Source organism: Anaerococcus porci (assembly GCF_009696575.1).
GTDB lineage: Bacteria > Bacillota > Clostridia > Tissierellales > Peptoniphilaceae > Anaerococcus > Anaerococcus porci.
Genome location: NZ_VULQ01000002.1, coordinates 41,510 through 67,271, shown reverse-complemented (window position 1 = coordinate 67,271; position 25,762 = coordinate 41,510). Strand labels below are relative to the sequence as shown.

The following is a 25,762-nucleotide window of genomic DNA, read 5'->3' as shown; positions in this document are numbered from 1 at the left end:
TAGATAGGGCTATAACAATAGCGAAAATTTTTAAGATAAGTTTACTTTTTGACTTTTTTTTCATGAAATCACCTCAATTTCTAGTCAATCCTAAAAATATTTTACTATAAGAGTTCTTTTTTGTAAAACTATAAGTTTTTAAAAAAACTTGCATTAACCATTAAAACGTGGTATTATAATCAAGTCAGAAGAGACAACTTAGAGTAAATATGAAAAATAAAAAGAATATTTTTAAATTTATTTGACAAGTAGCTTGATTGGATGTATACTTATATAGTAAGTTATTTACTTGGTGGGTATGGTCCAGTTGGTTAAGACACCTGGTTGTGGCCCAGGAGATCGAGAGTTCGAATCTCTCTACTCACCCCATATGCGGGATTGGCGGAATTGGCAGACGCGCTAGACTTAGGATCTAGTGAGATTTTCTCGTGAAGGTTCAACTCCTTTATCCCGCACCAATATTTAAAAGAAGTGTTAGTGTTTTAACGCTTCTTTTTTTGTTGTGGTTAATGAGTGGGAAATGGATTGTTTATCCCACTTTTTTATTTGATTTTTTGTGATTCTTTAAAATATATTACTCTAAATATTAGATTTAGGAGTATGTGTGCCTTAAAATTAGTAAAACCTATTAATTTTTGCAAAGCTTTGCCATCTACATTATTATTATGTACAAAAATTATAAAGGTTTAATTAAAAGAATAAGATATCTTTTTCTTAATATCAGCTTTCTTAAAATCTGGATAATACATTTTTTATTAAAAGTATTTTCTCTAATATTTCTATTTTCAAAAACACTTCTCTAAAAAAATATATTTTAAGTTTTTTTCGTCAAATATATAATTTAAGTATAAAGTCTACAAATTATATCAATAGTGGACGTAATTATACATTAGAATCAGCAAGTAAGATGATTGTAAGAACTACTTTAAATCAAATGACGGGCGAGATATCTATGGATAATGCTAAGGATATGGGGCAAGATTTGATGGAGATATCGGCTCATGCTGGAGCTAGACCAAGCCATGCGGTATGGCAAGGGCAAGTTGTGTCTATATCGGGTGAGAATAGTAAGTATTTAAGTTTAGATGACATTGGATATGGAGAAGTTACTGGATTTATGGGTGCAAATTGCAGGCATAATTGGTATCCATTCTTTGAGGGGATATCAGAAAAAGAGTGGACTAAAGAAATGCTTGACGATATAGATCCAGAGCCTTTTGAGTTTGATGGTAAGGAATATACTTATTATGAAGCAACCCAAAAGCAAAGACAGATTGAAAGAACTATAAGAAAATATAAGCATAGGGTTATGATGTATGAAAAGGTGGGAGATGAAGAAAGTAAGCTAATAGCCCAGGTAAGATTACAAAGGCAAAGACAGTTATATAAAGATTTTAATAAGGCTGGAAAACTTCGCCCTGCCAGTGTAAATACTAACGTTTATGGGTATAATAGAAGTAAGGCAAGTAAGGAAGTTTGGGCGAATAGAAAATTAAATCAAACTTTATATGGGGATTATTTAGGTACAAAGAATTATAAAGATGCTGATAGAATTGTTAATAGGATAAAAGACAATAATCAGATGTGGCTACTTGAAGGTTTTAAAAAAGCTGTTGATAATGAAGATATTTCTGTTTTAGTAGGAATTGACAGATACATTGAATTTTCCAAAGAAATTGATGATAAACTAGTAGGTATAACAACCAAAGATGGGATAAAAATAAATGAATACGGGACCCATTTTATAGATAGAGTTATCGGTCAACATGCCCATGATGATATACCTAAAAAAGGTATGAGAAGGGGCGTTGACATAAACGAAATAAAAAAATCATTACTGAATCCTAATAAAATAAAACGCAGTATTGTAAAAAATGAAGAGCGAAACCAATATATAAATAGTGCAGTAAAAGTTACTTTAGATATAGACAGAGGTAGGCTAATACAAACTAGTCAAAACAAAAAAAGAAGGTAATTATGTTTATAATAACAGATTATGAGAGAGAGTTTATTACTAAATATCTTAAAAATGGAAAAGAAAAAATTAAAGAGGCAGAAACGTTAAACGATTTAGAAGATTTATTATCGGATATAGATTTGGAATTAGTCTGTGGCGAAAATGGTATGGATGAAAATTTTGATTTGACTGATTTTGGAAGAAAAGCTCAAAATATTCATGATGACATTTTCTTTAGAAATCATGATTATGATGAAAAAACATACTCTTATATAAGCAACTATTAATAACATATGAATTTTAAAATAAAGCACACTAGCACTTGTTAGATGTGCTTTTTTTAAGGGGAGTAATTATGGAAAGTGAAAATTGTAATGGTAATGGTATAGGTTTTTTCGGTTTATTAACCTTGTTGTTTATATTTTTAAAACTCACTAATCATATTAATTGGTCGTGGATTTGGGTGTTGTCGCCCTTATGGATAAGTTTATTAATTGGGATAACATTTATAGTAATAGCTTTAATAATAAATAAAAAAATAATCTAAAATAATCGTGCGATAATCGTGAGTTATTACGTTTAGAGGTAGTCATAGCCTAGTAATAATCATGAGTTAATCGTGCGATTTTTTTTGGAGCTTTAGTTTAATCAGGAAAAACACCAGACTCCAAATCTGGAAGATAAAGGTTCAAATCCTTTAAGCTTCGCCATGGTCAAAGCAGACCTAAAATGCAAAAAAACAAATATCTAAGTCAGAGCAACGACTTAAAAAGCTTAAAAGGAGATGTTTTATGAAGACGGAAGAATTAAAAGAGATAGGTTTAAATGATGAACAGATAGCGGCAGTTTTTAAGTTAAGAGGAAAAGAAGTTGAAGATTATAACCAACTTAAAAATAACTTTGAAACTTTAAAAACTGAAAATGAAAATTTTAAAAATCAAGTTGCAAGTGCAAATGAGCAGATAGAAGCGTTTAAGGATATGGATATTGAATCAATTAAGGCAAGTGCTGAAGAATATAAAAACAAGTATGAACAGGCACAAATCAAAGCTAAAGAGGATATGGACAATATAACTTTAAATAATGCTATAGATTTAGGCTTGGTTAATGCTGGTAGTAGAAACTTAAAGGCAGCTAAGGCTTTACTTGATATTGATAGTCTAAAGGATTCTAAAAACTTAAATGATGATTTAAAGGCACAAATTGAGGGGCTAAAAGAAAGTGATTCATACCTATTTAAAACTGAGGAAGAACCAAAGCAAAGAAGCATGGGTAAGTCTGGATCTATAGGAGAAAAGGAATTAAAAGATATGACTTATGAGGAAATGCTTGAAGCTAACAAGAAAGGTATTTTATAGGAGGATTTAGATGCCTAAATTATTTGATAAGACATATTTTAATGCAGAAGTATTTGAAAAATACGTTGATACAATCGAAAGAGAAAGAACTAATTCAATAAATAGAAAAAACATTACAGCACTGGTCAAATATTTTAATAAAATGGGCTGTTGCAAAATTATGAATTCTAAAGTTGAATCATTACAAGTTACTTTTAGACAATTTGAGTATAGCCTGTCGGCTTATAGAGTCCAAATTGTCGTGGAGGAGTTTGTAATAATTTTAGAACGATTAATTTATTCTGCAATAGTCCATCGTACTATAGACAAAATATATTAAAATTTTAAGGATTTATCTGATTTATCCATAGGCTGAGTCAAGTGAAAGCTTGACTATTTTTTATAAAGATTTTATTTTTCTGATTTGGGTAGATATACATATAGTAAACTATCTAATAAAATTTTAAAACTTATAACTTATAACTTTATGAAAATTTCAAAATAGGATATAATTTTACTAATAGGAGGAAAAGTTTTGCGCAATATTAAAAGAGTAGTTTTAAAATTAAGTGGAGAAGCGCTTGCCAAAGACAAAGGATTTGGATTTGATGATGCTACAATAGACAATATTTGTAACAATATCAAAAAAACCAAAGAAATGGGTCTTGAAATAGCCATAGTTGTAGGCGGAGGAAACTTCTGGAGAGGTAGAAGTGGTAGAAATGTTGAAAGAGCTACCAGTGATACTATAGGTATGTTAGGAACAGTTATGAATGGTCTTAGAGTTCAAGATGCACTTGAGAAAATGAATCTTGAAACAAGACTAATGACAGCTATAAATATGCAAGAAGTAGCGGAACCATATATAAGAAGAAGAGCAGCAAGGCATCTTGAAAAAGGGAGAGTCGTTATTTTTGCAGCTGGTACTGGACTTCCATATTTTTCAACAGACACTACAGCTTCTTTAAGAGCTCTAGAAATTGGTGCAGATGTAATACTTTTAGGAAAGAAAGGTACTGATGGTATTTATGATAAAGACCCTAATAAGTATGACGATGCAAAAAAATATGATAGGTTAACCTACAGTGAAATTTTACAAAAGAGATTACAAATTATGGACTCCACTGCGACAAGTTTATGCATGGACAATAATATGCCGATTTTAGTTTTTGGTATAGATGATCCAAGTAATTTAGTTAAGATAGTTGAAGGAAAAGAAATAGGAACAATTGTAAAGGAGAGTTTTTGATGTACGAGAAGATTATTAAGGATACAGAATCTCAAATGAAAAGGGCGGTAGAATCATTCGAAATTAGAATTTCCAAAATTAGAGCAGGTAGAGCCAATGACTCAATATTAGATGGGATTACATTTTCATATTATGGAACCCAAACACCAATCAATCAAGCCGCAACAATTTCTATACCAGAACCAAGATTGTTAGTTATTAAGCCTTGGGATAGGTCAAATATTAAAGAGATTGAAAAAGCTATTAATAAATCAGATATAGGAATCAATCCTCAAAATGATGGTGAAGTAATTAGGCTTCCTTTTCCATCTCTTACTGAAGAAAGAAGAAAAGAATTGACAAAGCAAGTATCAGAATATTCTGAAGATAGCAAAATCCAAATTAGAAATATAAGAAGGGATAATATGGATGTTGTAAAAAAAGCAGAAAAAACTGGGGATCTTACAGAAGATGATAGATATTCTATAGAAGAAGAAATTCAAAACATTACTGAAAAATATATTGATAATATAGATATAATAGTAGATAAGAAAAATAAAGAATTATTAGAAGTATAATTGAATAATATTAACTTAAAAAAGCTCAAGGAATTTTTTAATAAATATATTGGAAATATTAAAATTAACTCCAATATCTTAGCTTTATTTTTAAAGCAACTCGCCTTATTGCTTGATTCATCAATATCGCTTTATGATAGTTTAGAAATAATAATTAGTCAAGGACTTGATAAGAAGCTTAATAAGTCTTTGACTAATATAAAGGCAAAACTTAATGAAGGTTACCAGGCTTATGATGCCTTTAAATTTGAAGAAAAAGCCATGGGACCTTTAATTATAGCTTTTATAAAAAGTGGTGATGAAAGTGGAAACCTTTCTTATATATTAGATGAATTATCAAAATATTTAACCGAAGACAGCAAAAATAAAAGTCAGATTAAACAGGCTTTTATATATCCAGTAATACTTTTGTTAGTGACATTTATAGTTATTATTATAATGACTACAAAAGTTTTGCCCACATTTATATCGGTATTCGAAAATAGTCATAATGAGCTTCCACTGGCTACAAGATTTCTTTTGTCAATATCTGAGTTTATGACAAAGAATGGACTAAATATATTATTAATATTAATAGTATTATGTTTATTTTTAATATATTTAATGAGTAAGAAAGAATATAGAATAAAAATAGATAGTATTTTATTTAAGTCTTTTCTATTTAAAAAATTTAGGATGCTTAATGTAGAATACCAAATCACTTCTCTGCTTTATATATTAAAAAGAGGTGATATTTCTATAATTGATTGTATGGATATAATAAAAGATTCTTTTAAAAATAAATATATTAAAGCTAAGTTTGAAAATATCAAAAGCAGCCTAAGGCATGGCTTGTCCTTATCAGATGCAATTAGTAAAGAAAATATATTTTCAAATCTTATGATTTCTATGGTGAAAATTGGAGAAGATAGTGGTAATATGTCAAGATCTTTGGAAAAGGCATCTTCTTATTATGCCAATGAATATATTTTTAGGCTAAAAAGAATTTCTGCCCTCGCTGAACCCGTTCTTATACTTATAATGGCAACGATTGTAGCATTTGTTGTATTTTCTGTAGCAATACCGATGTTTGACTCGGTAAATAATATAGATTTCTAAGGAGGATAGTTATGAAAAAGATAAGAAAGAGAAATGGTTTTACCTTAATTGAGCTTGTAATAGTGATAGCAATCATAGCAATACTTGCAGCCATTGCTATACCTAGATATCAAAAGTCTAAAGATCAGGCAGCTATAACTGCTCATAATTCAAATGTATCTATGCTTAAGACAGCTGGGTTGGTTAAGCTAAATGAAATGAATGGCGTTGGCGAAGAAGTTACTTGGACAAAGGAACAACATGAAAAAGCTTATGTAGATAAGTGGCCTGAACTTCCAAGATTTGAGAATGATAATTTTGATAATAAGGTAACATATACTGTAACTATAGATCCTAAAAATGAAACGGTTACTGTAGATCCAGATGAAGTCAAATGATATACTGGATATTTGTATTTTTTCTGGGAACCATATTTGGTTCCTTTTCTCATTTATTAGTAGATAGGAATATTAGACAAATAAGTATAATATATCCAAGAAGTCATTGTCCAAACTGTAAGCATAAGATTTCTAACATTGATCTTATACCATTAATTTCTTTTATAATGCTTAGGGGAAAGTGTAGAAATTGCAACTATAAGATAAGCTTAACTTATCCCTTATTTGAATTGTTAGGTGCTGTTCTTTCAGTACTGGTCTTTAGATATGGAATTACTATTCAGAGCATTATTATTTTTTTTAGTTTGATTCTTTGCTTAGTAATATCAGCAATCGATATCAAAAGCTTATATATAGATATGGTATATATTTACATATTAATGTTTTTAGGACTCATTTATAGGTTTTTTTACCTATCTTTTAATATAGGATTTCTAAAAATTGTATTGATATTCTCCTTTATTTTCTTATTTATATATATTATTTCAAAAAGAAATATTGGAGATGGTGACTATTTTTTCTATCTAAGTTTATTTTTATTTATAAAGAATGAAAATATTGTAGAATTTTTATTTTATTCTATTTGGATAGGAGCTTTTTTTGCTATAATAATGGCTATTAAAAGAAAGTCTACTAAAATAATGATTGCTTTTTGTCCATATATATTTTTGTCTTATCTTTACATTATAAATATATGAGGTGGGTTATGAAAAAAAGAGGATTTAGCCTTGTAGAGTTGATTATAGTTCTAGCAATAATCTCTGTATTATCAAGTGTTTTTATTATTAGAAGTGGTATCTATAGAAATATAAAAGAAAAAAATGAAGCTAAAACCCTATTGGCAGATCTTAATTATTGTAGGGAAAAGGCGCTTTCTAGTGGTCACATCTATAGCTTTAAAGCTGTTGATGATACATATACTATAAAAAATATTACTGATATTAATAATAATGATGATAAATATGTAAAGTTTAGGTATTTAAGGGCAAATAAGACATACAAACTAAAATTTAGGTCGAATGGTGTTGTAGTTAATGCTCAGACTATTTATTTTAGTTCAGATAAGAGAAGATATGGATATATAATTTCTCCAATAGCAGGAAGGATAAGAATGAATGAATAAAAAACTTAAGGCTTTTACTTTGGTTGAAGTAATAATTGGTCTATTTTTAATTTCAGTAATTGCAATGTATCTTCTACCTTCCCTATATTCTGTATATAATGATTCAGATAAAATAAAAAGTGATTCAAGGTTAATTTTTGCTATGCAAGAAGTACTAGAATTATATAAGGAAAATGATGAAGGCACATATATAGAAAATTGTAATGGTTTTGACATAAATGTTGAGATAAGTGAATATAATTATAAGTTAAAACATATAAAAGTTTATAAAAATAAATATGTTCTTGACTTGGTGGTAGAAAAATGAAAAAACGTGGATTTACTTTATTAGAACTAATATTGGTTTTATTTATAAGTTCTATATTGATTTTATTGATAAACAATTTAATCTTTGTAAATTTCAAATTAAGCAATAGAAGTTTTCATCAAGAAATGGACTACAAGAATTCTACTAATTGCATGCTTTATATAGAAAATCTTATAAGAAGTTCTAAAGAAATAGAAGAAAATAATTCTAAATCAAATTTTATTCTTTACGTTCAAAATGAAGAATCACTATCCACTTATAGGTTTGAACAAAATGGCAATAATCTTTATGCATATATAAGAAATACTGATTCTAGAAAAAATAGGGAGGTAGCTGTTCCTATAGGTATTTGCAAAAATTCCAATATTGTTTATGATAAAAAAAGGCAAGGATTTGATATAAGTATTGATTTTATAGAAGAAGAATCGACTTCTTTTTATAAAACTTTTATAGGAAAAACTTATGAAAAATAAGGCATTTATAAGTATATATGTATTAATAATTCTTAGCATTATATCCATAAGTCTAAGTTTCATTTACAGGCAAAGTTTGAATAACCAAGATTTAAATGAAGATATTTACAATAAGAAAAAAATAATTTATAAACTTGAATCTTTAAATAATATAGCTCTAAGTAATGATGAGAGGCTTACTGAGTTTTTAGAAAAAATTAACGAGAACAAAGCTAGTAGACAAAAATTTTCTTATAAGATTGATTATATGGGAGAAGAAGAGAAATTATTAATATCGAAAATATCTGATAATAATTTTTTAATGGAAAAAGATATTTCATATAAAAAGGTAAGAGCGGAAAGTAAAGTTTTCTTGGAATTATATGATAAGTACCAACTATACAATGAAGATAAGATAATTCTTAATGACAAATTTGATGAATTTTTTAAAAATTTAAAATTCAAAGAATATGAATTTAAAGAATATGAAAAACTTGTTTTAGACAGGGACTTAGATTCAAAGATAAAAGTTACAAATGAGCTTATAATTAAAAATGATAGAAAAAATTCAATAGTAGAAGCTAAATCAAGCGAAAATAATGATAATAAGAGTCTAGATGATTTTAATGATAAATCAAAGACAGCTTGTAAAATAAGTGGTATACTTATAATTGATGGAAATTTAATATTAGAAAAGGATTTAGAAATTAATGGATTACTTATTATAAGTGGTGATATAAAATCGATAAATGATTGCAATTTAAGCTTAAACGGACAAATTATTGCAAAAAATGATTTTGATATAGACTATAATTATGATAAAAGCAGGTCATATGATTTCATAAAAGATATTTACAATCCTAAGATTCTAAAAGTTAAATCAAAAGAAGTATATTAAAGTATTTATGGAGGATGAAATGAAAATATTAGTAATTAACTGTGGTTCTTCATCACTTAAGTATCAATTATTTGATATGGATAATGAAGAAGTTCTTGTAAAGGGTCTTGTAGAAAGAATAGGAATTGATGGATCAAGACTTAAGCAAGAAAAAGGTGAAGATGAATTTATAATTGAAGAAGACATGAAAGACCATACCCAAGCTGTAAAACATGTATTTGATGCTTTAACAGATGAGGATAATGGTGTTATATCAAATCTTTCTGAAATTGATGCAGTAGGACACAGATTCGTACACGGTGGTGAAAAAATTACAAGCTCTGTGCTAATAGATGATGAGGTTAAAAAAGCAGTTAAAGAATATTCTAAATTCGCACCATTACACAATCCAGCAAATATGATGGGACTTGAAGCTTGTGAAAAACTTCTTCCAAATGTTAAAAATGTTGCAGTATTTGATACAGCATTCCACCAATCAATGCCAGAAGAAAATTTCCTTTATGGAATTGATTATAAATACTATGAAGAACAATCAATTAGAAAATATGGTTTCCATGGAACAAGCCATGACTTTATAACTCAAAAAACAGCTGAACTTCTAGGAAAAGATCAAAGTGAACTTAATATGATTTCATGTCATTTAGGAAATGGTTCAAGTATATGTGCAGTTAAAGATGGTAGGTCATATGATACAAGTATGGGACTTACACCTCTTGAAGGTCTTGTAATGGGAACAAGAAGTGGTGATTTAGATCCAGCTGTAGTAACATTTTTAATGGATGAATATGGATATGATACTAAGAAAATAGATAATGTATTAAACAAAGAATCTGGGGTATTGGGAGTTTCTGGAGTATCTTCAGACTTTAGAGATTTAGAAGATGCAGCTAATAATGGAAACAAGAGAGCTGAGATAGCACTTAAAATGTTTGCAAATAGAGCCAAAAGATATATAGCAGGATACATGGCAGAAGTTGGAAATGTTGAAGCTATAGTATTTACTGGAGGAATTGGCGAAAATTCAATCACTATGAGAGAAGATATAATGAATGGATTTGAACAATTTGGTATAAAGATTGACTCTGAAAAGAATAATGTTCGTGGAGGAGCTCACCTAATATCTACAGATGATTCTAGAGTAAAAGTATTTGTTGTTGCAACTAATGAAGAATTAATGATAGCTAGAGATACTAAAAGACTAGTTTAACTTGACAATTTTAAAATTAGCTTATATAATATTTAAGATTGCTAAAACTCATAGCTAGGAGGTGTTAGAATGGCAGTACCTAAGAGAAGAACATCAAAAACAAGAAAAAATAAAAGAAGAGCTTCAGCTTACAGATTAAACAAAGCATCTTTTGTAGAGTGTCCAAATTGTAATGAACCAATGTTACCACATAGAGTTTGTCCAAGCTGTGGTTATCATAAAGGCAAAGAAGTTCTTGAGTTAGATTAAGATAGTGGTAACACTATCTTTTTTTTAATTTTAAAAAAAGAGGAAATTATGAAAATTATAGTAGATACTTATGGAGCTGATGATGGCATCGAAATACCTATAGAGGGTACTATAGAAGCCTTGAAAGAAAAAGATTTTATACCAGTCTTTGTTGGAGATAAAGAGGAAATTGAAAATATAATTTCACAAAGAATAGATATCTATGAAATTATAGATGCAAAAGATAGAATAGATAACAATGAAGATCCAGTAAGAGCTATAAGAAAAAAGAAAGACTCAAGCCTAGTAAAGGGATTTGAAAAATTAAATGAAGATAATTATAGTGGTCTTATTTCGGCAGGATCAACTGGAGGACTTTTAGCAAGTGGCTTATTTATTTCTGGAAGAATAGAAGGAGTAAAAAGAGCTTGTATAGCAACAAGTTTACCAACTTTTGAAAATAAAACACTTTTATTAGATACTGGAGCAAATATGGACTGTAAGGCAGAGTTTTTAAGAGACTTTGCAATTATGGGAAGTGTATTTGCAAAAAATGTACTTCATATAGACAATCCAACAGTTTCTTTATTAAATGTGGGAGTGGAAGAGCATAAGGGAAATAAAGTAAGCAAGGAAACTTATGCACTATTAAAAGATACAGACCTTAATTTTAAAGGCAATATCGAAGCAAGAGACCTTTTTACTGGAAAAACTAATATAGTAATAGCTGATGGATTTGATGGTAATATTGCTATAAAAACTGCAGAAGGTATAATTAGCCTGCTTAGTAAGGAAATTAAAAATTCAATATATAAATCATTGAAAACTAAAATTGGTGGAGCACTTTTAAAGGATAGTTTAAAAGAAAATTTATCAAAGTATAATACGGATGATATAGGTGGAGCACCACTTTTGGGTATAAATCAATATGTCTATAAGGCACATGGAAATTCTAATAAAAAGGCTTTTAAGTCAGCAATTCTTGGACTTATAGACTATATAAATACAAATACAATTGAAAAAATAAGAGGAGAATTAAAATGATTAGAGACGAATTAATAGAATTAGTATTAGAAAATTTAGATATTGACAGGGATGATATTGATTTTGACAAAAATATATCTGATTATGACATAGATTCAATAGATATGCTTGATTTTATAATGGCAGTAGAAGATAAGTATGATATTGAATTTTCTGATGATGAACTAGATGAGATAGAAAAATTCTCAGATGTAGTATCTTTAATTGAAAGCAAAAATTAATGAATTTATCAAAAGAAAGACTTGAAAAAATAAAAAAATTTGAAGAAAGTATAGGTTACACATTTAAGGATAAAAATCTTATAGATGTGGCCTTTACACATTCTTCATATATAAATGAAACAAAAGAAGAAAATAAGCTTTCTAATGAGAGACTAGAATTTCTTGGGGACTCAGTTCTTGATTTAATTGTAAGCGAAGAGCTTTATAAAAATCATAAAAATTACCCTGAAGGTAAGCTTACAAAAATCAGATCGAGAATTGTTTGTACTTCGTCATTTTCGAAAGCAAGTGAAAAATTCAACTTATCTGATTACTTATTATTTGGAAAAGGTGAAATTAATCATCAAGGAAAAAATAAGAAGTCTGTTAAGGCAGATACTTTTGAAGCATTTTGTGCAGCACTTTATCTAGATGCAGGTTATGATTATCTTAAAAATTTTTTACTTAAAAATTATTTAGGAACTGTTAAGAAACTTTTAAATGATGACCTTCTTTTTATAGACTATAAAACTAAACTACAAGAATATTTTAATAAGACTTCAAAAATTATATTGAAATATAAGCTTGTAAAGGAAGAAGGACCAGAGCATGACAAGACTTTTTATATGGAAGTTTATGCGAAAAATAAAAAGCTAAGTCAAGGCTTTGGAAAAAATAAAAAAGAAGCTGAGCAAATGGCTGCAAAGAAAGCATACAAGAAGTTAACAAATGTCTAAAAAAGAATATATTATTCCAATCTTTATACCTTTTTTAGGATGTCCACATGATTGTGCATTCTGTAATCAAGTTAAGATTACAAATTATAAGGATTCAATAAATACAGAAAATACAATTAAACAAATTGAAAGCTACCTATCTTATTTTCCCAAAAATGATAATTTAAAGGAGATAGCATTTTTTGGCGGATCTTTTACAGGGCTAGACACAACTCTTATGATTTCTTATCTTAAAATAGCACTAGACTACAAAAAGAAGGGAATTATTGATAGAATCAGATTATCGACCCGACCTGATTATATAAATAATTCTATTCTTGATATATTAAAAAAATATCAAGTAGATATAATTGAGCTAGGTATCCAGTCATTGGATGATGAAATTCTAGAAGCAAATGAGAGAGGGCATACAAGTCTGGATTCTCTTAATGCATCAAAACTTATAAAAGAATATGGTTTTATCCTAGGTCATCAAATTATGCCAGGACTTTTTAAGGATTCTTATGAAAAATCTATAGAAACAGCTATAAAGTCTGTGAAAATGGAACCTGATATGGTTAGAATCTATCCTACGCTTGTAATAAAAGATACTAAACTCGAGATCTTATATAATGAAGGTTCATTTGAAGCTTTAAGCCTTGGTGATGCTATAAGAGTTTCATCTGAAATATATATGATTTATTTCTATAAAAATATTAATATAATTAGGGTAGGTCTTCAACCTACTGATAATATAAACAAAGGTAAGGACGTGGTTGCAGGTCCTTTTCATGCTGCTTTTAGGCAATTGGTAGAATCTTTCATTAATAGGATTTATTTAGAAAAATTAATAAGAGACTATAATTTAAAAGAGTTCATAAAAATCAATATAAATCCTCGAGAAATTTCCATAATAGCAGGAAATAAAGCTTCAAATAAGAAATACTTTTATGATAAATATGGAATAAAGCTTAATTTCAAAGAAAGTGATAAGTCATATATATCTTATAAAAATGTAAATATAACATATGATATAGGTAAATTTATAAAAAATTATGTGGAGAAAACTTACGGTGGTGAATTAGTATAAAACTTGAAAGCGTTGAATTAAAAGGATTTAAGTCTTTTGCTAAAAGGACTAAAATAAAATTTGATAATCAAATTACTGCAATAGTTGGTCCGAATGGATCAGGAAAATCCAATATAGCAGATGCTGTAAAATGGGTGCTTGGAGAACAATCTGCGAAATCACTCAGGGGAAAGAACATGAATGATGTAATCTTTCAAGGAAGTGATGATAAGAATCCAATGAATATGGCGGAAGTGAATCTGTCTTTTGAAAATAAAGATAGGAAACTAGATAGCAACTATGATCTTATAAAAGTATCAAGAAGAATATATAGAAATGGAGATAATGAATATAGATTAAATGGAAAAAGAGTAAGGCTTAAGGATATAAAGGAACTATTTTTAGATACAGGTATTGGAAAAGAAGGATATTCTGTAATAGGTCAGGGGAGGATAGATGAAATTTTAAATTCATCTAGCCAAGAAAGACGAAATATATTTGAAGAGGCAAGTGGAATTGCAACCCACAAGTATAGAAGAGAAGAATCACTTAAAAAACTAAGTAAGGTAGATGAAGATCTTGAAGTTATCCAAAGGGAATGGGAATATAAGAAAAAAGATAATGAAAGATTAGAAGATGAAGCTAAAAATTTTGATAAGCATAAAGAAATAGTCGATAAGTTAGATTCTCTATCTCTAATATATTTAAAGTCTAAATCAAAAGGATTAAATGACAAGAAGAAAAGTTTATATAAAAAGCTAGACGAGATAAATCTTAAAAAAGAAGAAAAAACTGCCTATTTTAATAAGGTAAAAAAAGCTCTTGAACCTATAGCTAAAGAGTCGAATGAATTAGAAGAATTAAATGATTCTATGGAAAATGAATCTCAAAATCTCGAAAAAAAGATTGTAGATTTTAATAATCAAATTAAACTAGATTTTCAAAAGTTAGATTATAATCAAAAAGATTTAGATAGAAATACAAAAGATAAGGAAAATTATAAAAATAAATTAGAAGATACTCAAAATACACTTGAAATTGAAAACAAAAAATTAGAAAAAACTAAACAAGATATTAAAAATATGCTTAGTCTTAAAAGCAAAAAAGATAAAGAGAAGTCGAATATAATAATAGATCTTGATGGAAATAAGAAAAACTTAAAGAATATTTCCAAAGAAATATCTATTCTTGAAAAAAATGTATATGATTATGATTTAAATCAGAAAACTAAGTCTATTTTAAAAAAACAAAGAGAAGAAGAAAACCAAAGAATAAAAGAAAGACTTAAGAATTTAGAAAAAGATATTGAAAAAATATCTTCTTATAGTGAAATTCTAAGAAACAAATATCAAGATTTAAATGATAAGAAAGAAGAAAGCGAAAATAAACTCAGTGATATTTCAAAAAAAATTAATGAAAATTCCAATGAGATAGAAAGATTAAAAAATCTTATTAATCAAAATAATATCTCTAGTAAAGAAGAAATTTCAAACTATAAGATTCAAAAATCTCTTTTAGAAAAACATGAAGGGTATTTTTATTCTGTTTCTGATTTTTTAAACAAAAGTAAGGGAACCAAAATAGAAGACTTATATATTGATACTTTAGCAAACCTAATAACGGTTAAAGAAGGATATGAGAATATAATAGAAAATCTTATAGGACAAGGTCTACAAAATATTGTAACAAGGACTAAGATAGAAACTAGGGAAATAATTAATTTTGTAAATAAAAATAAACTAGGAAGGCTTACATTTTTACCTATTGACTCTATTAAACAAAGTAGAAAACCAAAAGTTAATGAAGACGAAGTAATAGCTATGGCATATGAGCTAGTAAGATATGATCCAAAACTTGAACATATTGTTAACCATTTTTTATATAATACAGTAGTTGTCAAAAATATAGATGATGCAATTAGTTTATCTAATAAGATAAAAGGGTATAGAATAATTTCGTTAAATCTTGATCTCATAAATACTTGGGGTTCAATGGTTGCAGGCGTCAATAAATCCAGAAGTAGTAATACTGCTATACTTAATAGAAATAAGAAAATAAGTGATATAAGAAATAGGATTTTAAAATTAAGAGAAGATAAAAAAGACTTATCAAAAAAAATTACTATAGAAGAGAATAAGTTTAATGATAAAATTAAAGAAAAAAACAAGATTAGTCAGTATCTAGATGAGTTAAAAATGTCTATGGATAAGCTTAATAGAGAAATTGATAAGTCAAACTATGAATTAGAAAGTAATAGAAAAAGAATTAATGAATTAAATGAATCACTTAAATTAGAAGATTTAAAAGAAGATGACTCAAACATTGATGTTTATAAGAAAAATTTAGAAAATCTAAAAAAAAATAGAGAATCTTTAGAAAAGGTAATTGAAAATCTTACAACCACTTTGAATGATTTATCTAATAATATATTTAAATTAGAAAATAATATTGAAATAAATAAAAGGGATTTAAATATATATGTTAATAATATAAGAGATAAAGAAAGTGAAATTCAAAATTTACAAGATTCTATATCTTATTCTAATAAATTTGAACAGTCTATAAAAAAAGATATAAAAAAATTAGAAGATACAATTGAAAAAATAAGACTTAAGATTGAATATTCAAACAAAAGAAAAATTGAATTAAAAGATAAAGTTAAAGCTATACAAAATAACATCGAGGATAAGAAACTAAAAAATTCTAAACTTATTATCGAAGCAAAAGAAATTGAGAAACTATTAAATGATCTTTCCATGCAGAGTGTGAAGATAAATTATAGTCTAGAGTCTATATCTAAGGACTATAAAAATTTGGAAGATGAAATTAGACCTTTTATATCTGAATCAATTGAGCTCCTAAAAGATAAGAAAATCTTTGATGATAAAATTTCTGTTAAAAAAGAAGATTTATTTAAATTACAAAAAGACCTATCAAAAGTAGGATTTTTCGATGAAAACTCTAAAGAATCTTATAAAATATCAAAAGATGAATTTGATTTTCTAGATAAACAAAAAACTGATTTGGAAGAGTCAAAAAAAGATATAGAAGAAATGATAAAAAAACTTGAAGTAGAGATGAAAAAAGAATTCATTAAAAATTTCAATATAATAGATGATAAATTTCAAAGAATATTTAAAGAATTGTTTATGGGAGGAAAGGCGAAACTTAGCCTTGACTCAGATGATTTCTTAAATGCAGGAATAGAAATAAGTGCATGCCCACCAAATAAAACTACAAAGTCACTTTCACTTTTATCAGGAGGGGAAAAGTCTTTGACAGCAGTAGCTTTATTGTTTGCAATATTTGAAACAAATCCAGCACCATTTTCACTATTAGATGAAATTGATGCAGCAATGGATGAATCTAATATAAAAAGATATATAAATTATCTAAAGTCTTTATCAGATAAAACACAGTTCATAATGATAACCCATAGACAAACCACTATGCAATTAGCTGATAAAATCCATGGTGTAACTATAGAAGATAACGGAATTTCAAAGATATATTCTATTGATTTTGATAATTGAAGCTAAATTCTATTAAAGTAAAGTATTTAAAGGAGGCTTATATGGCAATTAGAAATATAAGACAAGTTGGAGATCCAATTTTAAGAAAAAAATCAAAAGAAATTAAAGAAGTTACAGATAAAATAAGAGTTTTACTTGATGATATGGCTGATACAATGTATCAAGCCGATGGTGTGGGACTTGCAGCACCACAAGTAGGTCTTTTAAAAAGAGTTATAGTAGTAGATGTTAGAGATGAGGATGGTTTAATCAAGCTAATTAATCCCGAAATAATAGAAGCTGATGGCGAACAAATTGGAGTAGAAGGTTGTCTTTCTGTACCTAATTTTAATGCAAATGTAAAAAGACCAGCACATGTTATAGTAAAATATTTAAATGAAGATGGAAAAGAAAAACAGATAGAAGCAGAGGGACTTAAGGCAGTCTGTTTATGTCATGAGATTGATCATTTAAATGGCAAACTTTTTATTGATGATTATGAAGAGGAAGTCAAAGATGTACAATAGAAAAATAAATATATGTTTTATGGGAAGTCCAAAGTTTGCTCTAAAAACTTTGGATGTTCTTTATAATAATGAAAATATAAACGTAGATTTAGTTGTTAGTGGTAAAGATAAAAAAAGAAATAGAAATAAATTTAGACCAACACTTGTTAAACAATATGCCCTTGATAAAGGAGTTGATGTCTTAACTCCTGATTCTGTAAACACTGATGAATTTCTAAAAGAACTTACAGATAGAAAAATTGATTTTATAGTTGTAGTTGCCTTCGGGCAACTTATAGGAGAAAAGCTACTAGATAAATTTGAAAATAAGATTATAAACCTTCATCCTTCATCTCTACCAAAATATAGAGGAGCTAGTCCAATCCAATATACCCTCTTAAATGGTGAGAAAATAACGCATGCTACAGCAATGCTTATAGAAAAGGGGATGGATAGTGGAGATATATTAAATCAAAAAGAATATGAAATAAAAGAGGAAGATGATTTTATAAGTTTAAGTGAAAAGATGTCGGATCTTGGGAGTAAGGCGATTCTTGAAGCTGTTCTTAACTATGAAGAAAAGTTTGCCAAAAGAATAAAGCAAGATGACACTAAGGCAACTTTCACAAAAAAGATTGATAAGAAAATGGGTAAAATCGATTGGAATGGAAATAAGCAAGATATAGTAAATAAAGTTAGAGCATTTGTAGAATTTCCTAAGGCATATTTTAATTATAAGGGTGAAAATATAAAGATTCTTAAGGCTAAGGCGATAGTTAAAGAAGACTCTAAACCATCTTTTGTATATGAGGCTAATAAAAATGACTTGATAGAGATAGGATGCAAAGATGGGGCTATAAAAGTAGAAATTATACAATTTCCGGGTAAAAAAGCTATGGATGTAAAATCTTTTTTATTGGGAAATGACTTTGAAAAGGGAATATACATAGATTAGTATGGATGACTTTAAGTTGATAATAGATGGACTTTATGAAGTTTTTTACGAAAACAAAAAGTCTACAGATATTTTAAATAAAATAGCAAGCAAGAGAGAGGATATTTCATATATAACAAGAAGTATATACGGAGTTATTGAAAGAAAACTCTATCTTGACTATATTATTAGTAAATTATCGAAGATAAAGATAAAAAAATTAGATAAAAAAGTCCTTCTAATTCTCGAAGTAGGTATATATAATATTCATTTTTTAGATAGGAAAAACTATGCTATTGTAAATGAATTAGTAAATGTTACCAAAAAAGAATCTAATAAATCAAAAGGTTTTGTAAATGCTATTTTAAGATCTTTTATAAGAGATGAAGAAAATTTATCTAAGATAAATATAAAAAATGAATACGAGTACTTATCTATAAAATATTCTTGTCCAATTTGGATAATCGAATATCTAAACCTATCCTATGATGAAGATTTTACAAAAAAATTTCTTTTATCATTAAATGATAAAAGATTCATATCTATAAGAGTAAATAACAAAAAAATAAGCAAAGATGATTTGAAGAAAATTCTAATAAAGAGGGGATATAAGGTTTCAGATTCAAAAATTTCCAAATTGTCTTTAAGAATTACAAATCCAAGTAAACTTGCAAGTACAAATGAATTTAAAGCAGGTCTTTTTACTATCCAATCTGAAGCATCCATCAAAGTATGTGAAGAACTTAATCCTAAAGAAAGATCAAATATTCTTGATCTATGTGCAGCACCTGGGACAAAGACTTCTCTTATAGGAGAATTAGTAAATAATAATGCAAATATTATTGCAAATGATATTTCTTTTAATAAACTATCAAAAATTAATGAAAATATAGAGAGATTAAACCTTAAAAATATTGAAATTACAAATTTTGATGCAAGTGAATATATAGCTGAATATAAAGAAAAGTTTGATTATGTTCTTTGTGACCTACCTTGTTCAGGACTTGGTGTTATGGATAGAAAACCTGAGATAAGATATAATAGAGATATGGATGGAGTGAAAAAACTAGCAAGTCTTCAAAAAAGAATATTAGATAGGGCATTTATGTATTTAAAAAAAGGAGGAATTCTTCTTTATTCTACTTGTACTCTGGGTATGTATGAAAATTTAGACAACTATATTTATCTTACAAAAAAGAAAAGACTAAAAAATATAGCAATAGATGATAAACCATATATTGAATACACTCCATTTGAAGATAATACAGACGGATTTTTTATGACGAAATTTGAAAAGATATAATTATGAAAAGAACTATTAATGACAAATCAATTGAGGAATTAGAAGAAATATTTGATAATTTAGGGATTAAAAAATTTAGAGCTAAGCAAGTTTTTAGGCAAATTCATATTAATAAATTAAATGATTTTTATAAGATGACTGATCTTTCTAAGGATTTAAGGAAAAGACTTGACTCGCTTTTTTACTTTCCTAAATTAAAAATAGTAAAAAAATTCAAATCTAAACTTGATAATACCAAAAAATATTTAATAGAATTAGATGATAAAAATATTATAGAAGCAGTTTTCATGCAATATGAGGATAGGGTGACAATTTGCATATCATCTCAAGTTGGTTGTAGGATGGGATGTAAATTTTGTGCCTCTACAAAAAATGGTCTTGAAAGATCCCTGCATGTATCAGAGATTATAGAAGAGATTTATCTATTAGAAAGAGAAAATTCAACTATAAACAACATAGTAGTAATGGGCATAGGAGAGCCTTTAGATAATTTTGATAATATTATTAAATTTATAGAAATAACAACAGATCCTAGAGGAAGAAATCTTTCTCATAGATCCATTACTATTTCAACTGTAGGACTTGTTGATAGGATTAGAGAACTTGCTGATTCTAAATTAGATGTAAATTTAGCAGTATCTTTACATTATGCCTTTGATGAAAAAAGAAAAAAATATATGCCAACTGCTAACAAATATAAGATTTCTGATATAGTGAAGGCTTGTGATTACTATTTAGATAAGACAAAAAGAAGAGTATCTTATGAATATGTGGTAATAGACAAGGTAAATAATCTAGAAGAAGATGTTAAAGAATTGTCTAAACTTTTTAAAGGTAAAAATATCCACATTAATTTGATACCTCTTAACCCAATTGAAGAGTTTAGACACTCAAAAACTAAATCCAGCATTATGAATCAATTTCAAAATAAACTCAATAAATATGGTCTCAATACTACAATAAGAAGATCTATGGGAAGGGATATTGATGCATCATGTGGACAACTTAGAAATAACTATGCGAGGTAGAAATGAAATTTAGTACGATTTCTAACATCGGCAAGGTAAGAAGTCAAAACCAGGATTACTATGGAAATTTAGAAATAGATAATCAATGTTTTTTTATTGTAGCTGATGGTATGGGTGGTTATAAGGGTGGCGAAATAGCCTCAAGGCTTGCTACAAAATATTACATAGAGTTTATTAAAAATTCTGATATAAAATCTTATAAATCACTTATAGACTTACAAGAAGACGCCTTAAAGGATGCAAATATTAAAATATTAGACCTTTCAAAGACCCATGAGGAATATTCTAATATGGGTACTACAGTGGTTTGTGTTTGCCTAGATTATGATAAAAAAACTTATCATATAACCCATATTGGGGATTCTAGAGCATATATTTATACTGATAATGAATTGCACCCTATTACAAGAGATCATTCTTTGATTAATGACTTAATTGATTCTGGATCTCTTACAAAAGAAGAAGCAATGAATTTTGATAATAAGTCTGCTATAACGAGAGCTGTTGGAGTAAGTGAGACTCTTAGACCAGAATCGAGATCTTGCGATATGAAAGATGGAGATTATGTCTTGATGGTTACTGATGGTTTAACAAACGAAGTATCAGACTTAGAGATTGAATCTATAATAGCTTCTAATAATTCTGCAGATATAATATCTAGTAATCTTGTCGATTTAGCAATAAAAAAAGGCGGTCATGATAATATCACAGTTACTACAATTATGATTTGAGGTTAGAATGGATAATATAATATTAGGAAATAGGTATCAGTTAAGAGAACTTATTGGCGTTGGAGGAATGGCCAAGGTCTATAAGGCTACTGATAGACTATTGCAAAGAGAAGTTGCAATAAAAGTATTAAAAGATCAATATGAAGAAGATGATGAGTTTGTAAAGAAATTCTCAAATGAAGCCTTATCTGCGGCTAGACTTAGTCATGTTAATATAGTAAGTGTATATGATATAGGTGAAGATTTAATATCTGGTAAAAAAATACATTATATAGTAATGGAATATGTCAATGGAGAAACCTTAAAAGATCTTATTGATAAGAATAAAAATGGACTTTCAAATCATGATATAGTTGACTATTCAATACAAATTGCTCAAGCCTTAAGCTCAGCTCATCAATCAAATATAATACACAGAGATATAAAGCCACAAAATATATTGATGGATAAATATGGCTTATTAAAAGTCACAGACTTTGGAATAGCAAGAGTATCAACCAATGCAACTATAACTTATACATCATCGATTCTTGGAACGGTTCACTATATTTCACCAGAACAGGCTAAGGGAAAATTTGTTGATGAGAAATCAGACCTTTATTCTCTAGGCGTAGTTATGTATGAAATGGCAACAGGAAAAGTCCCTTTTGATGCAGATAATTCTGTTGGTATCGCTGTAATGCATATACAAGATGAGGCTGTTGAGCCTAAAGAGATAAATAAAAATCTATCCAACAGACTAAATGATATAATAATGAAATTACTTGAGAAAAATCCTCAAGATAGGTTTACAAATGCTAAGGAGCTAATAAGAGCCTTAGAAGATGAAAATTATAATATAGGATCTATAAAAAAAGAACAAACAGCCAAAATTCCTGTAGTTGAAGATAATATAGAAGAAACAAGCTTTATTCCTATAGTTGAAGAAAAGATTCCTGCAGAAGAAAGAAATGATGAAGATAAAATTTTAGAAGAGAAAAAAGAAGATAAAGAAGATGATGAAGCTATATATGTCAGTCCTGGAGATGATAATAAAAATCTTAAAGAAAAAAAGAAGAAAAGAAAAATTTGGCCTATATTTCTTGTAATTTTAGCTTTAGCTTTAGGCGTATTTTACTATGTTAGAAGTTCTAACTCAAATATGGTTGAAGTTCCTACTGTATTAAACTTAAGTGAGGATGAGGCAGTTAAGCTTCTAAAATCAAAAAACTTAAAGGCTAATGTTTCACGCTATGCAGAATCTAATAACTATGGTGAAGGAAAAGTAATGGAACAAGATCCAAGTCCCAAGGCAAAGGTAAAACCTTATTCAACAGTAAACTTAGTTATAAGTCAAGGTAGAGAGGTTAAAGTTCCAGACCTTTCAAATATGACTGTAAGTCAAGCAGAAGAAAGCTTAAAAGAGGTAGGACTTTCTTTAGGAAAAACAAATAGCGAATATTCTGATACAGTCGAAAAAGATAAAATTATTAGTCAAAATCCAAGAGTTGGAGAAACAGTACAAAGTGGTAGTGAAATTGACATTAATGTAAGTCTTGGTAAAAAAGAGCCAGAAGTTAAGAATGTAAGCGTACCTAACCTTGTAGGACAAACTGAGGAAAAGGCAATATCTATTGCAGAAAATTCTTCTATAAGTGTAAGAAATATAAATTATGAATATTCTGAGTCAATCGAAAAGGGAATAGTAATTTCACAATCTATATCAGCAAATACAGAAGTTGCAGAAAATTCTAAGATAGATCTTGTGGTATCAAATGGTAAGGATCCAAGTCGCAAAGAAAATACTGATAATAAATCTAATGAAGAAGAAAAAGATGGAAAAGACAAGAAAAAACAACAGGAAGCTGTAAATGTTAGTTTTTCAATTACTCCACCAAAAGATAAAGAAAGTTTTAATATAAAAATATATAAGCTTTCAGATGATAATCAAAAAACAGATTTATTATATAACCAAAATCATACTAGCAAAGAAGTTGGAGATGATGGTACCTTAAGTTTAAATTTTAAGTCAGTTGTAGGTACAAGGGTTCAAATTTTAGTTGATGGAGAATCCAAAGGAGTATATGAAGTAAATAAATGATTGGTAAAATAATAAAAGCCCAAAAAGAAATATACTATGTTTTAGCTAATGATGAAAGTTATATGTGTAAGGCAAGGGGAGTTTTTAGAAATCAAAATATAAAACCTTTAGTTGGGGACAATGTTGAGTTTGAAATTAGAGAAGATAATAAGGGATATATAAATAATATCTTAGAGAGAAAAAATGAAATCAAAAGACCAAATATAGCGAATATTGACCAAATCTTATATTTTGTAACTATAAAAAATCCCAGTCTAAACTTATTTAATATAGATAAGTACTTAGCCATGTGTGAATATATAAATATAGATGTTGCTATAATATTATCCAAAAAGGATTTAGCTGAAGAAAAAGACTTGGAATTTATAAGAATGTATGAAAATATTGGTTATAAACTAATATTTATAGATAATTATAATGACTTTCCAAAAGACAAAATTATGAATCTTTTAAAAGGTAAAACATCTGCAGTTTCTGGGTCATCTGGCGTTGGTAAATCTACATTTTTATCAAACCTTGTTGACTATGATATTGAAATAGGGTCAATATCTGAAAAGTCAAAAAGAGGTAAGAATACTACTAGACATATAGAAATATTCAATCTAGGTAAAAATACCAACATTTTTGATACACCAGGATTTGATAGTTTTGACCTAGACTTTATAGATGATGAGAAAAATCTTAAATACTGTTTCAAAGAATTTGACAATAAGTCATGTAAATTCAATAATTGTAACCATATAAATGAACCAAAATGTAAGGTTAAAGATGATTTACTAAATGGATATATTAGCAAGACAAGGTATGAAAATTACTTAACTTTATTTGATGATATAAAAAGAAGGAGAGAAAAATGGTAGAATTAGCACCATCACTTTTGTCATCTAACTTTTCAAATATCCAAGCTGACTTGGATAAGTTAAAAGATGCAAATATAAAATATCTTCATCTTGACATAATGGATGGGATTTTTGTGCCAAATATTTCATTTGGCTTTGGATTAATAAAATCAATTAGAAAAAATAATGATTTTATTTTTGATACTCATCTTATGATAGATGAGCCAATCAGATATTTAGAAGAATTTAAAGATAGTGGATCTGATATAATTACTGTTCATTATGAAGCATGCTCAGACCTTAATAAAACTCTTGAAAAAATAAGAAAGTTAGGACTTAAGGTAGGACTAACTTTTAAACCAAAAACAAAAGTCGAGTGTATACTTCCATATCTTAAAAAAGTAGATGTATGTCTTGTTATGAGTGTAGAGCCAGGATTTGGTGGTCAGTCATTTATGGAAGATTCATTAGATAAAGTAAGAAATATTAAAAAATATATTGACGAGAATGAATTAAATTGCCTTATTGAGATTGATGGTGGAATAAAAACACATAATTTAAAAAGGGTGATTGATAGTGGAGTAGATCTTGTAGTAAGTGGATCAGATATATTTTCAAATGGTGAAATTAAAGACCAAGTTTTTAAATATTATAAAATATTTAATTCATAAAAAAGGACAGTTGCAAAAGTAATCTTGCAACTGTCCTTTTTTATGAAAAAATAATGCTTTTAGCACTATTGTCATTAAATATTAAGCTTTTTCAACTTTACCGCTTTTCATACATTTAGTACAAACGTTGATTGTTTTAACGCTTCCATCGATTTTAGCTCTTAATTTATGAACGTTTGGTTTAAAGTTTCTGTTTAATCTTCTATGGGAGAAAGTAACTTTGTTACCGAATTTTGTACCTTTTCCGCAGATATCACACTCTCTTGCCATACTTTACACCTCCAAGTCTTAGTTTAATCTTAGTCATTATATCAAATTTATATTAAATTATCAAATATA

30 protein-coding genes and 3 tRNA genes are annotated in these 25,762 nt (G+C 27.9%); 32 read left to right on the top strand and 1 reads right to left on the bottom strand.

The window, feature by feature from the left end:
- The first annotated feature begins 292 nt into the window (after positions 1-292).
- The 32 genes from FYJ26_RS01885 to rpe all read left to right on the top strand — a co-directional run bounded on the left by FYJ26_RS01885 (position 293) and on the right by rpe (position 25,423).
- Positions 293-369, top strand: a tRNA-His gene (locus tag FYJ26_RS01885).
- A gap of 3 nt (positions 370-372) precedes the next feature.
- A tRNA-Leu gene (locus FYJ26_RS01880) sits at positions 373-458 on the top strand.
- Positions 459-736: 278 nt separating this feature from the next.
- The gene (locus FYJ26_RS01875) at positions 737-1,975 is read left to right on the top strand and encodes a phage minor capsid protein (RefSeq protein ID WP_268234516.1); all 1,239 of its coding nucleotides are present in this window, start codon (positions 737-739) and stop codon (positions 1,973-1,975) included.
- Between the two features lie 2 nt (positions 1,976-1,977).
- Complete coding sequence (locus tag FYJ26_RS01870; RefSeq protein WP_154539056.1) at positions 1,978-2,244, top strand: hypothetical protein; 267 nt, start codon at positions 1,978-1,980, stop codon at positions 2,242-2,244.
- 68 nt (positions 2,245-2,312) lie between these two features.
- Positions 2,313-2,504: a hypothetical protein gene (locus FYJ26_RS01865; RefSeq protein ID WP_154539054.1), complete on the top strand. Its 192-nt coding sequence runs from the start codon at positions 2,313-2,315 to the stop codon at positions 2,502-2,504.
- An 86-nt stretch (positions 2,505-2,590) separates the two neighbouring features.
- A tRNA-Trp gene (locus FYJ26_RS01860) sits at positions 2,591-2,667 on the top strand.
- 81 nt (positions 2,668-2,748) lie between these two features.
- Positions 2,749-3,315, top strand: coding sequence for a phage scaffolding protein (locus tag FYJ26_RS01855; RefSeq protein WP_154539052.1), 567 nt, complete (start codon positions 2,749-2,751; stop codon positions 3,313-3,315).
- Between the two features lie 10 nt (positions 3,316-3,325).
- Positions 3,326-3,634: a hypothetical protein gene (locus tag FYJ26_RS10775; RefSeq protein ID WP_195837838.1), complete on the top strand. Its 309-nt coding sequence runs from the start codon at positions 3,326-3,328 to the stop codon at positions 3,632-3,634.
- Between the two features lie 195 nt (positions 3,635-3,829).
- The gene (pyrH, locus tag FYJ26_RS01845; protein ID WP_154539050.1) at positions 3,830-4,543 is read left to right on the top strand and encodes a UMP kinase; all 714 of its coding nucleotides are present in this window, start codon (positions 3,830-3,832) and stop codon (positions 4,541-4,543) included.
- On the top strand, positions 4,543-5,100 hold the full coding sequence (gene frr, locus FYJ26_RS01840; protein ID WP_154539048.1) for a ribosome recycling factor: 558 nt from the start codon (positions 4,543-4,545) through the stop codon (positions 5,098-5,100). Before pyrH ends, frr begins: the two co-directional genes overlap by 1 nt.
- Positions 5,101-6,198: a type II secretion system F family protein gene (locus FYJ26_RS01835; protein ID WP_154539046.1), complete on the top strand. Its 1,098-nt coding sequence runs from the start codon at positions 5,101-5,103 to the stop codon at positions 6,196-6,198.
- 11 nt (positions 6,199-6,209) lie between these two features.
- Positions 6,210-6,575 carry a prepilin-type N-terminal cleavage/methylation domain-containing protein gene (locus tag FYJ26_RS01830; RefSeq protein ID WP_154539044.1) on the top strand — a complete coding sequence of 122 codons (366 nt, stop codon included), beginning with the start codon at positions 6,210-6,212 and terminating at the stop codon, positions 6,573-6,575.
- Positions 6,572-7,273 carry a prepilin peptidase gene (locus tag FYJ26_RS01825; RefSeq protein ID WP_154539042.1) on the top strand — a complete coding sequence of 234 codons (702 nt, stop codon included), beginning with the start codon at positions 6,572-6,574 and terminating at the stop codon, positions 7,271-7,273. The genes FYJ26_RS01830 and FYJ26_RS01825 overlap by 4 nt, the downstream gene beginning before the upstream one ends.
- Before the next feature lie 8 nt (positions 7,274-7,281).
- Complete coding sequence (locus tag FYJ26_RS01820; protein ID WP_195837837.1) at positions 7,282-7,698, top strand: pilus assembly FimT family protein; 417 nt, start codon at positions 7,282-7,284, stop codon at positions 7,696-7,698.
- Complete coding sequence (gene comGE, locus FYJ26_RS01815) at positions 7,691-8,005, top strand: competence type IV pilus minor pilin ComGE (RefSeq protein WP_154539038.1); 315 nt, start codon at positions 7,691-7,693, stop codon at positions 8,003-8,005. Before FYJ26_RS01820 ends, comGE begins: the two co-directional genes overlap by 8 nt.
- The gene (locus tag FYJ26_RS01810) at positions 8,002-8,478 is read left to right on the top strand and encodes a prepilin-type N-terminal cleavage/methylation domain-containing protein (RefSeq protein WP_154539036.1); all 477 of its coding nucleotides are present in this window, start codon (positions 8,002-8,004) and stop codon (positions 8,476-8,478) included. Before comGE ends, FYJ26_RS01810 begins: the two co-directional genes overlap by 4 nt.
- Positions 8,468-9,355 (top strand): hypothetical protein, encoded by an 888-nt coding sequence (locus FYJ26_RS01805; RefSeq protein WP_154539034.1) that lies wholly within the window; start codon positions 8,468-8,470, stop codon positions 9,353-9,355. Before FYJ26_RS01810 ends, FYJ26_RS01805 begins: the two co-directional genes overlap by 11 nt.
- Before the next feature lie 19 nt (positions 9,356-9,374).
- Complete coding sequence (locus tag FYJ26_RS01800) at positions 9,375-10,562, top strand: acetate kinase (RefSeq protein WP_154539032.1); 1,188 nt, start codon at positions 9,375-9,377, stop codon at positions 10,560-10,562.
- 69 nt (positions 10,563-10,631) lie between these two features.
- Positions 10,632-10,811, top strand: a complete 180-nt coding sequence (gene rpmF, locus FYJ26_RS01795) for a 50S ribosomal protein L32 (RefSeq protein ID WP_154539030.1) — start codon at positions 10,632-10,634, stop codon at positions 10,809-10,811.
- 48 nt (positions 10,812-10,859) lie between these two features.
- The gene (gene plsX / locus FYJ26_RS01790; protein ID WP_154539028.1) at positions 10,860-11,834 is read left to right on the top strand and encodes a phosphate acyltransferase PlsX; all 975 of its coding nucleotides are present in this window, start codon (positions 10,860-10,862) and stop codon (positions 11,832-11,834) included.
- Positions 11,831-12,055, top strand: coding sequence for a phosphopantetheine-binding protein (locus tag FYJ26_RS01785; RefSeq protein WP_154539026.1), 225 nt, complete (start codon positions 11,831-11,833; stop codon positions 12,053-12,055). Before plsX ends, FYJ26_RS01785 begins: the two co-directional genes overlap by 4 nt.
- Complete coding sequence (gene rnc, locus FYJ26_RS01780) at positions 12,055-12,771, top strand: ribonuclease III (protein ID WP_154539024.1); 717 nt, start codon at positions 12,055-12,057, stop codon at positions 12,769-12,771. Before FYJ26_RS01785 ends, rnc begins: the two co-directional genes overlap by 1 nt.
- The gene (locus FYJ26_RS01775; protein WP_154539022.1) at positions 12,764-13,840 is read left to right on the top strand and encodes an elongator complex protein 3; all 1,077 of its coding nucleotides are present in this window, start codon (positions 12,764-12,766) and stop codon (positions 13,838-13,840) included. Before rnc ends, FYJ26_RS01775 begins: the two co-directional genes overlap by 8 nt.
- Positions 13,837-17,352 carry a chromosome segregation protein SMC gene (gene smc / locus FYJ26_RS01770; protein WP_412030662.1) on the top strand — a complete coding sequence of 1,172 codons (3,516 nt, stop codon included), beginning with the start codon at positions 13,837-13,839 and terminating at the stop codon, positions 17,350-17,352. Before FYJ26_RS01775 ends, smc begins: the two co-directional genes overlap by 4 nt.
- Before the next feature lie 41 nt (positions 17,353-17,393).
- Positions 17,394-17,858 carry a peptide deformylase gene (gene def, locus FYJ26_RS01765; protein WP_154539020.1) on the top strand — a complete coding sequence of 155 codons (465 nt, stop codon included), beginning with the start codon at positions 17,394-17,396 and terminating at the stop codon, positions 17,856-17,858.
- Positions 17,848-18,792 carry a methionyl-tRNA formyltransferase gene (fmt, locus tag FYJ26_RS01760; RefSeq protein ID WP_229771199.1) on the top strand — a complete coding sequence of 315 codons (945 nt, stop codon included), beginning with the start codon at positions 17,848-17,850 and terminating at the stop codon, positions 18,790-18,792. The genes def and fmt overlap by 11 nt, the downstream gene beginning before the upstream one ends.
- 1 nt (position 18,793) lies before the next feature.
- Positions 18,794-20,074 carry a 16S rRNA (cytosine(967)-C(5))-methyltransferase RsmB gene (gene rsmB / locus FYJ26_RS01755; RefSeq protein ID WP_154539016.1) on the top strand — a complete coding sequence of 427 codons (1,281 nt, stop codon included), beginning with the start codon at positions 18,794-18,796 and terminating at the stop codon, positions 20,072-20,074.
- A 2-nt stretch (positions 20,075-20,076) separates the two neighbouring features.
- Positions 20,077-21,102, top strand: coding sequence for a dual-specificity RNA methyltransferase RlmN (rlmN, locus tag FYJ26_RS01750; protein ID WP_154539014.1), 1,026 nt, complete (start codon positions 20,077-20,079; stop codon positions 21,100-21,102).
- 2 nt (positions 21,103-21,104) lie between these two features.
- Positions 21,105-21,833 carry a Stp1/IreP family PP2C-type Ser/Thr phosphatase gene (locus FYJ26_RS01745; RefSeq protein WP_154539012.1) on the top strand — a complete coding sequence of 243 codons (729 nt, stop codon included), beginning with the start codon at positions 21,105-21,107 and terminating at the stop codon, positions 21,831-21,833.
- Between the two features lie 7 nt (positions 21,834-21,840).
- Positions 21,841-23,913: a Stk1 family PASTA domain-containing Ser/Thr kinase gene (gene pknB, locus FYJ26_RS01740; protein ID WP_154539010.1), complete on the top strand. Its 2,073-nt coding sequence runs from the start codon at positions 21,841-21,843 to the stop codon at positions 23,911-23,913.
- Positions 23,910-24,773, top strand: coding sequence for a ribosome small subunit-dependent GTPase A (rsgA, locus tag FYJ26_RS01735; protein ID WP_154539008.1), 864 nt, complete (start codon positions 23,910-23,912; stop codon positions 24,771-24,773). Before pknB ends, rsgA begins: the two co-directional genes overlap by 4 nt.
- Positions 24,767-25,423 carry a ribulose-phosphate 3-epimerase gene (rpe, locus tag FYJ26_RS01730; RefSeq protein ID WP_154539006.1) on the top strand — a complete coding sequence of 219 codons (657 nt, stop codon included), beginning with the start codon at positions 24,767-24,769 and terminating at the stop codon, positions 25,421-25,423. Before rsgA ends, rpe begins: the two co-directional genes overlap by 7 nt.
- A gap of 81 nt (positions 25,424-25,504) precedes the next feature.
- Here rpe and rpmB read toward each other — a convergent pair whose 3' ends face one another.
- Positions 25,505-25,693 carry a 50S ribosomal protein L28 gene (gene rpmB / locus FYJ26_RS01725; RefSeq protein ID WP_154539004.1) on the bottom strand — a complete coding sequence of 63 codons (189 nt, stop codon included), beginning with the start codon at positions 25,691-25,693 and terminating at the stop codon, positions 25,505-25,507.
- Positions 25,694-25,762: the final 69 nt, after the last annotated feature.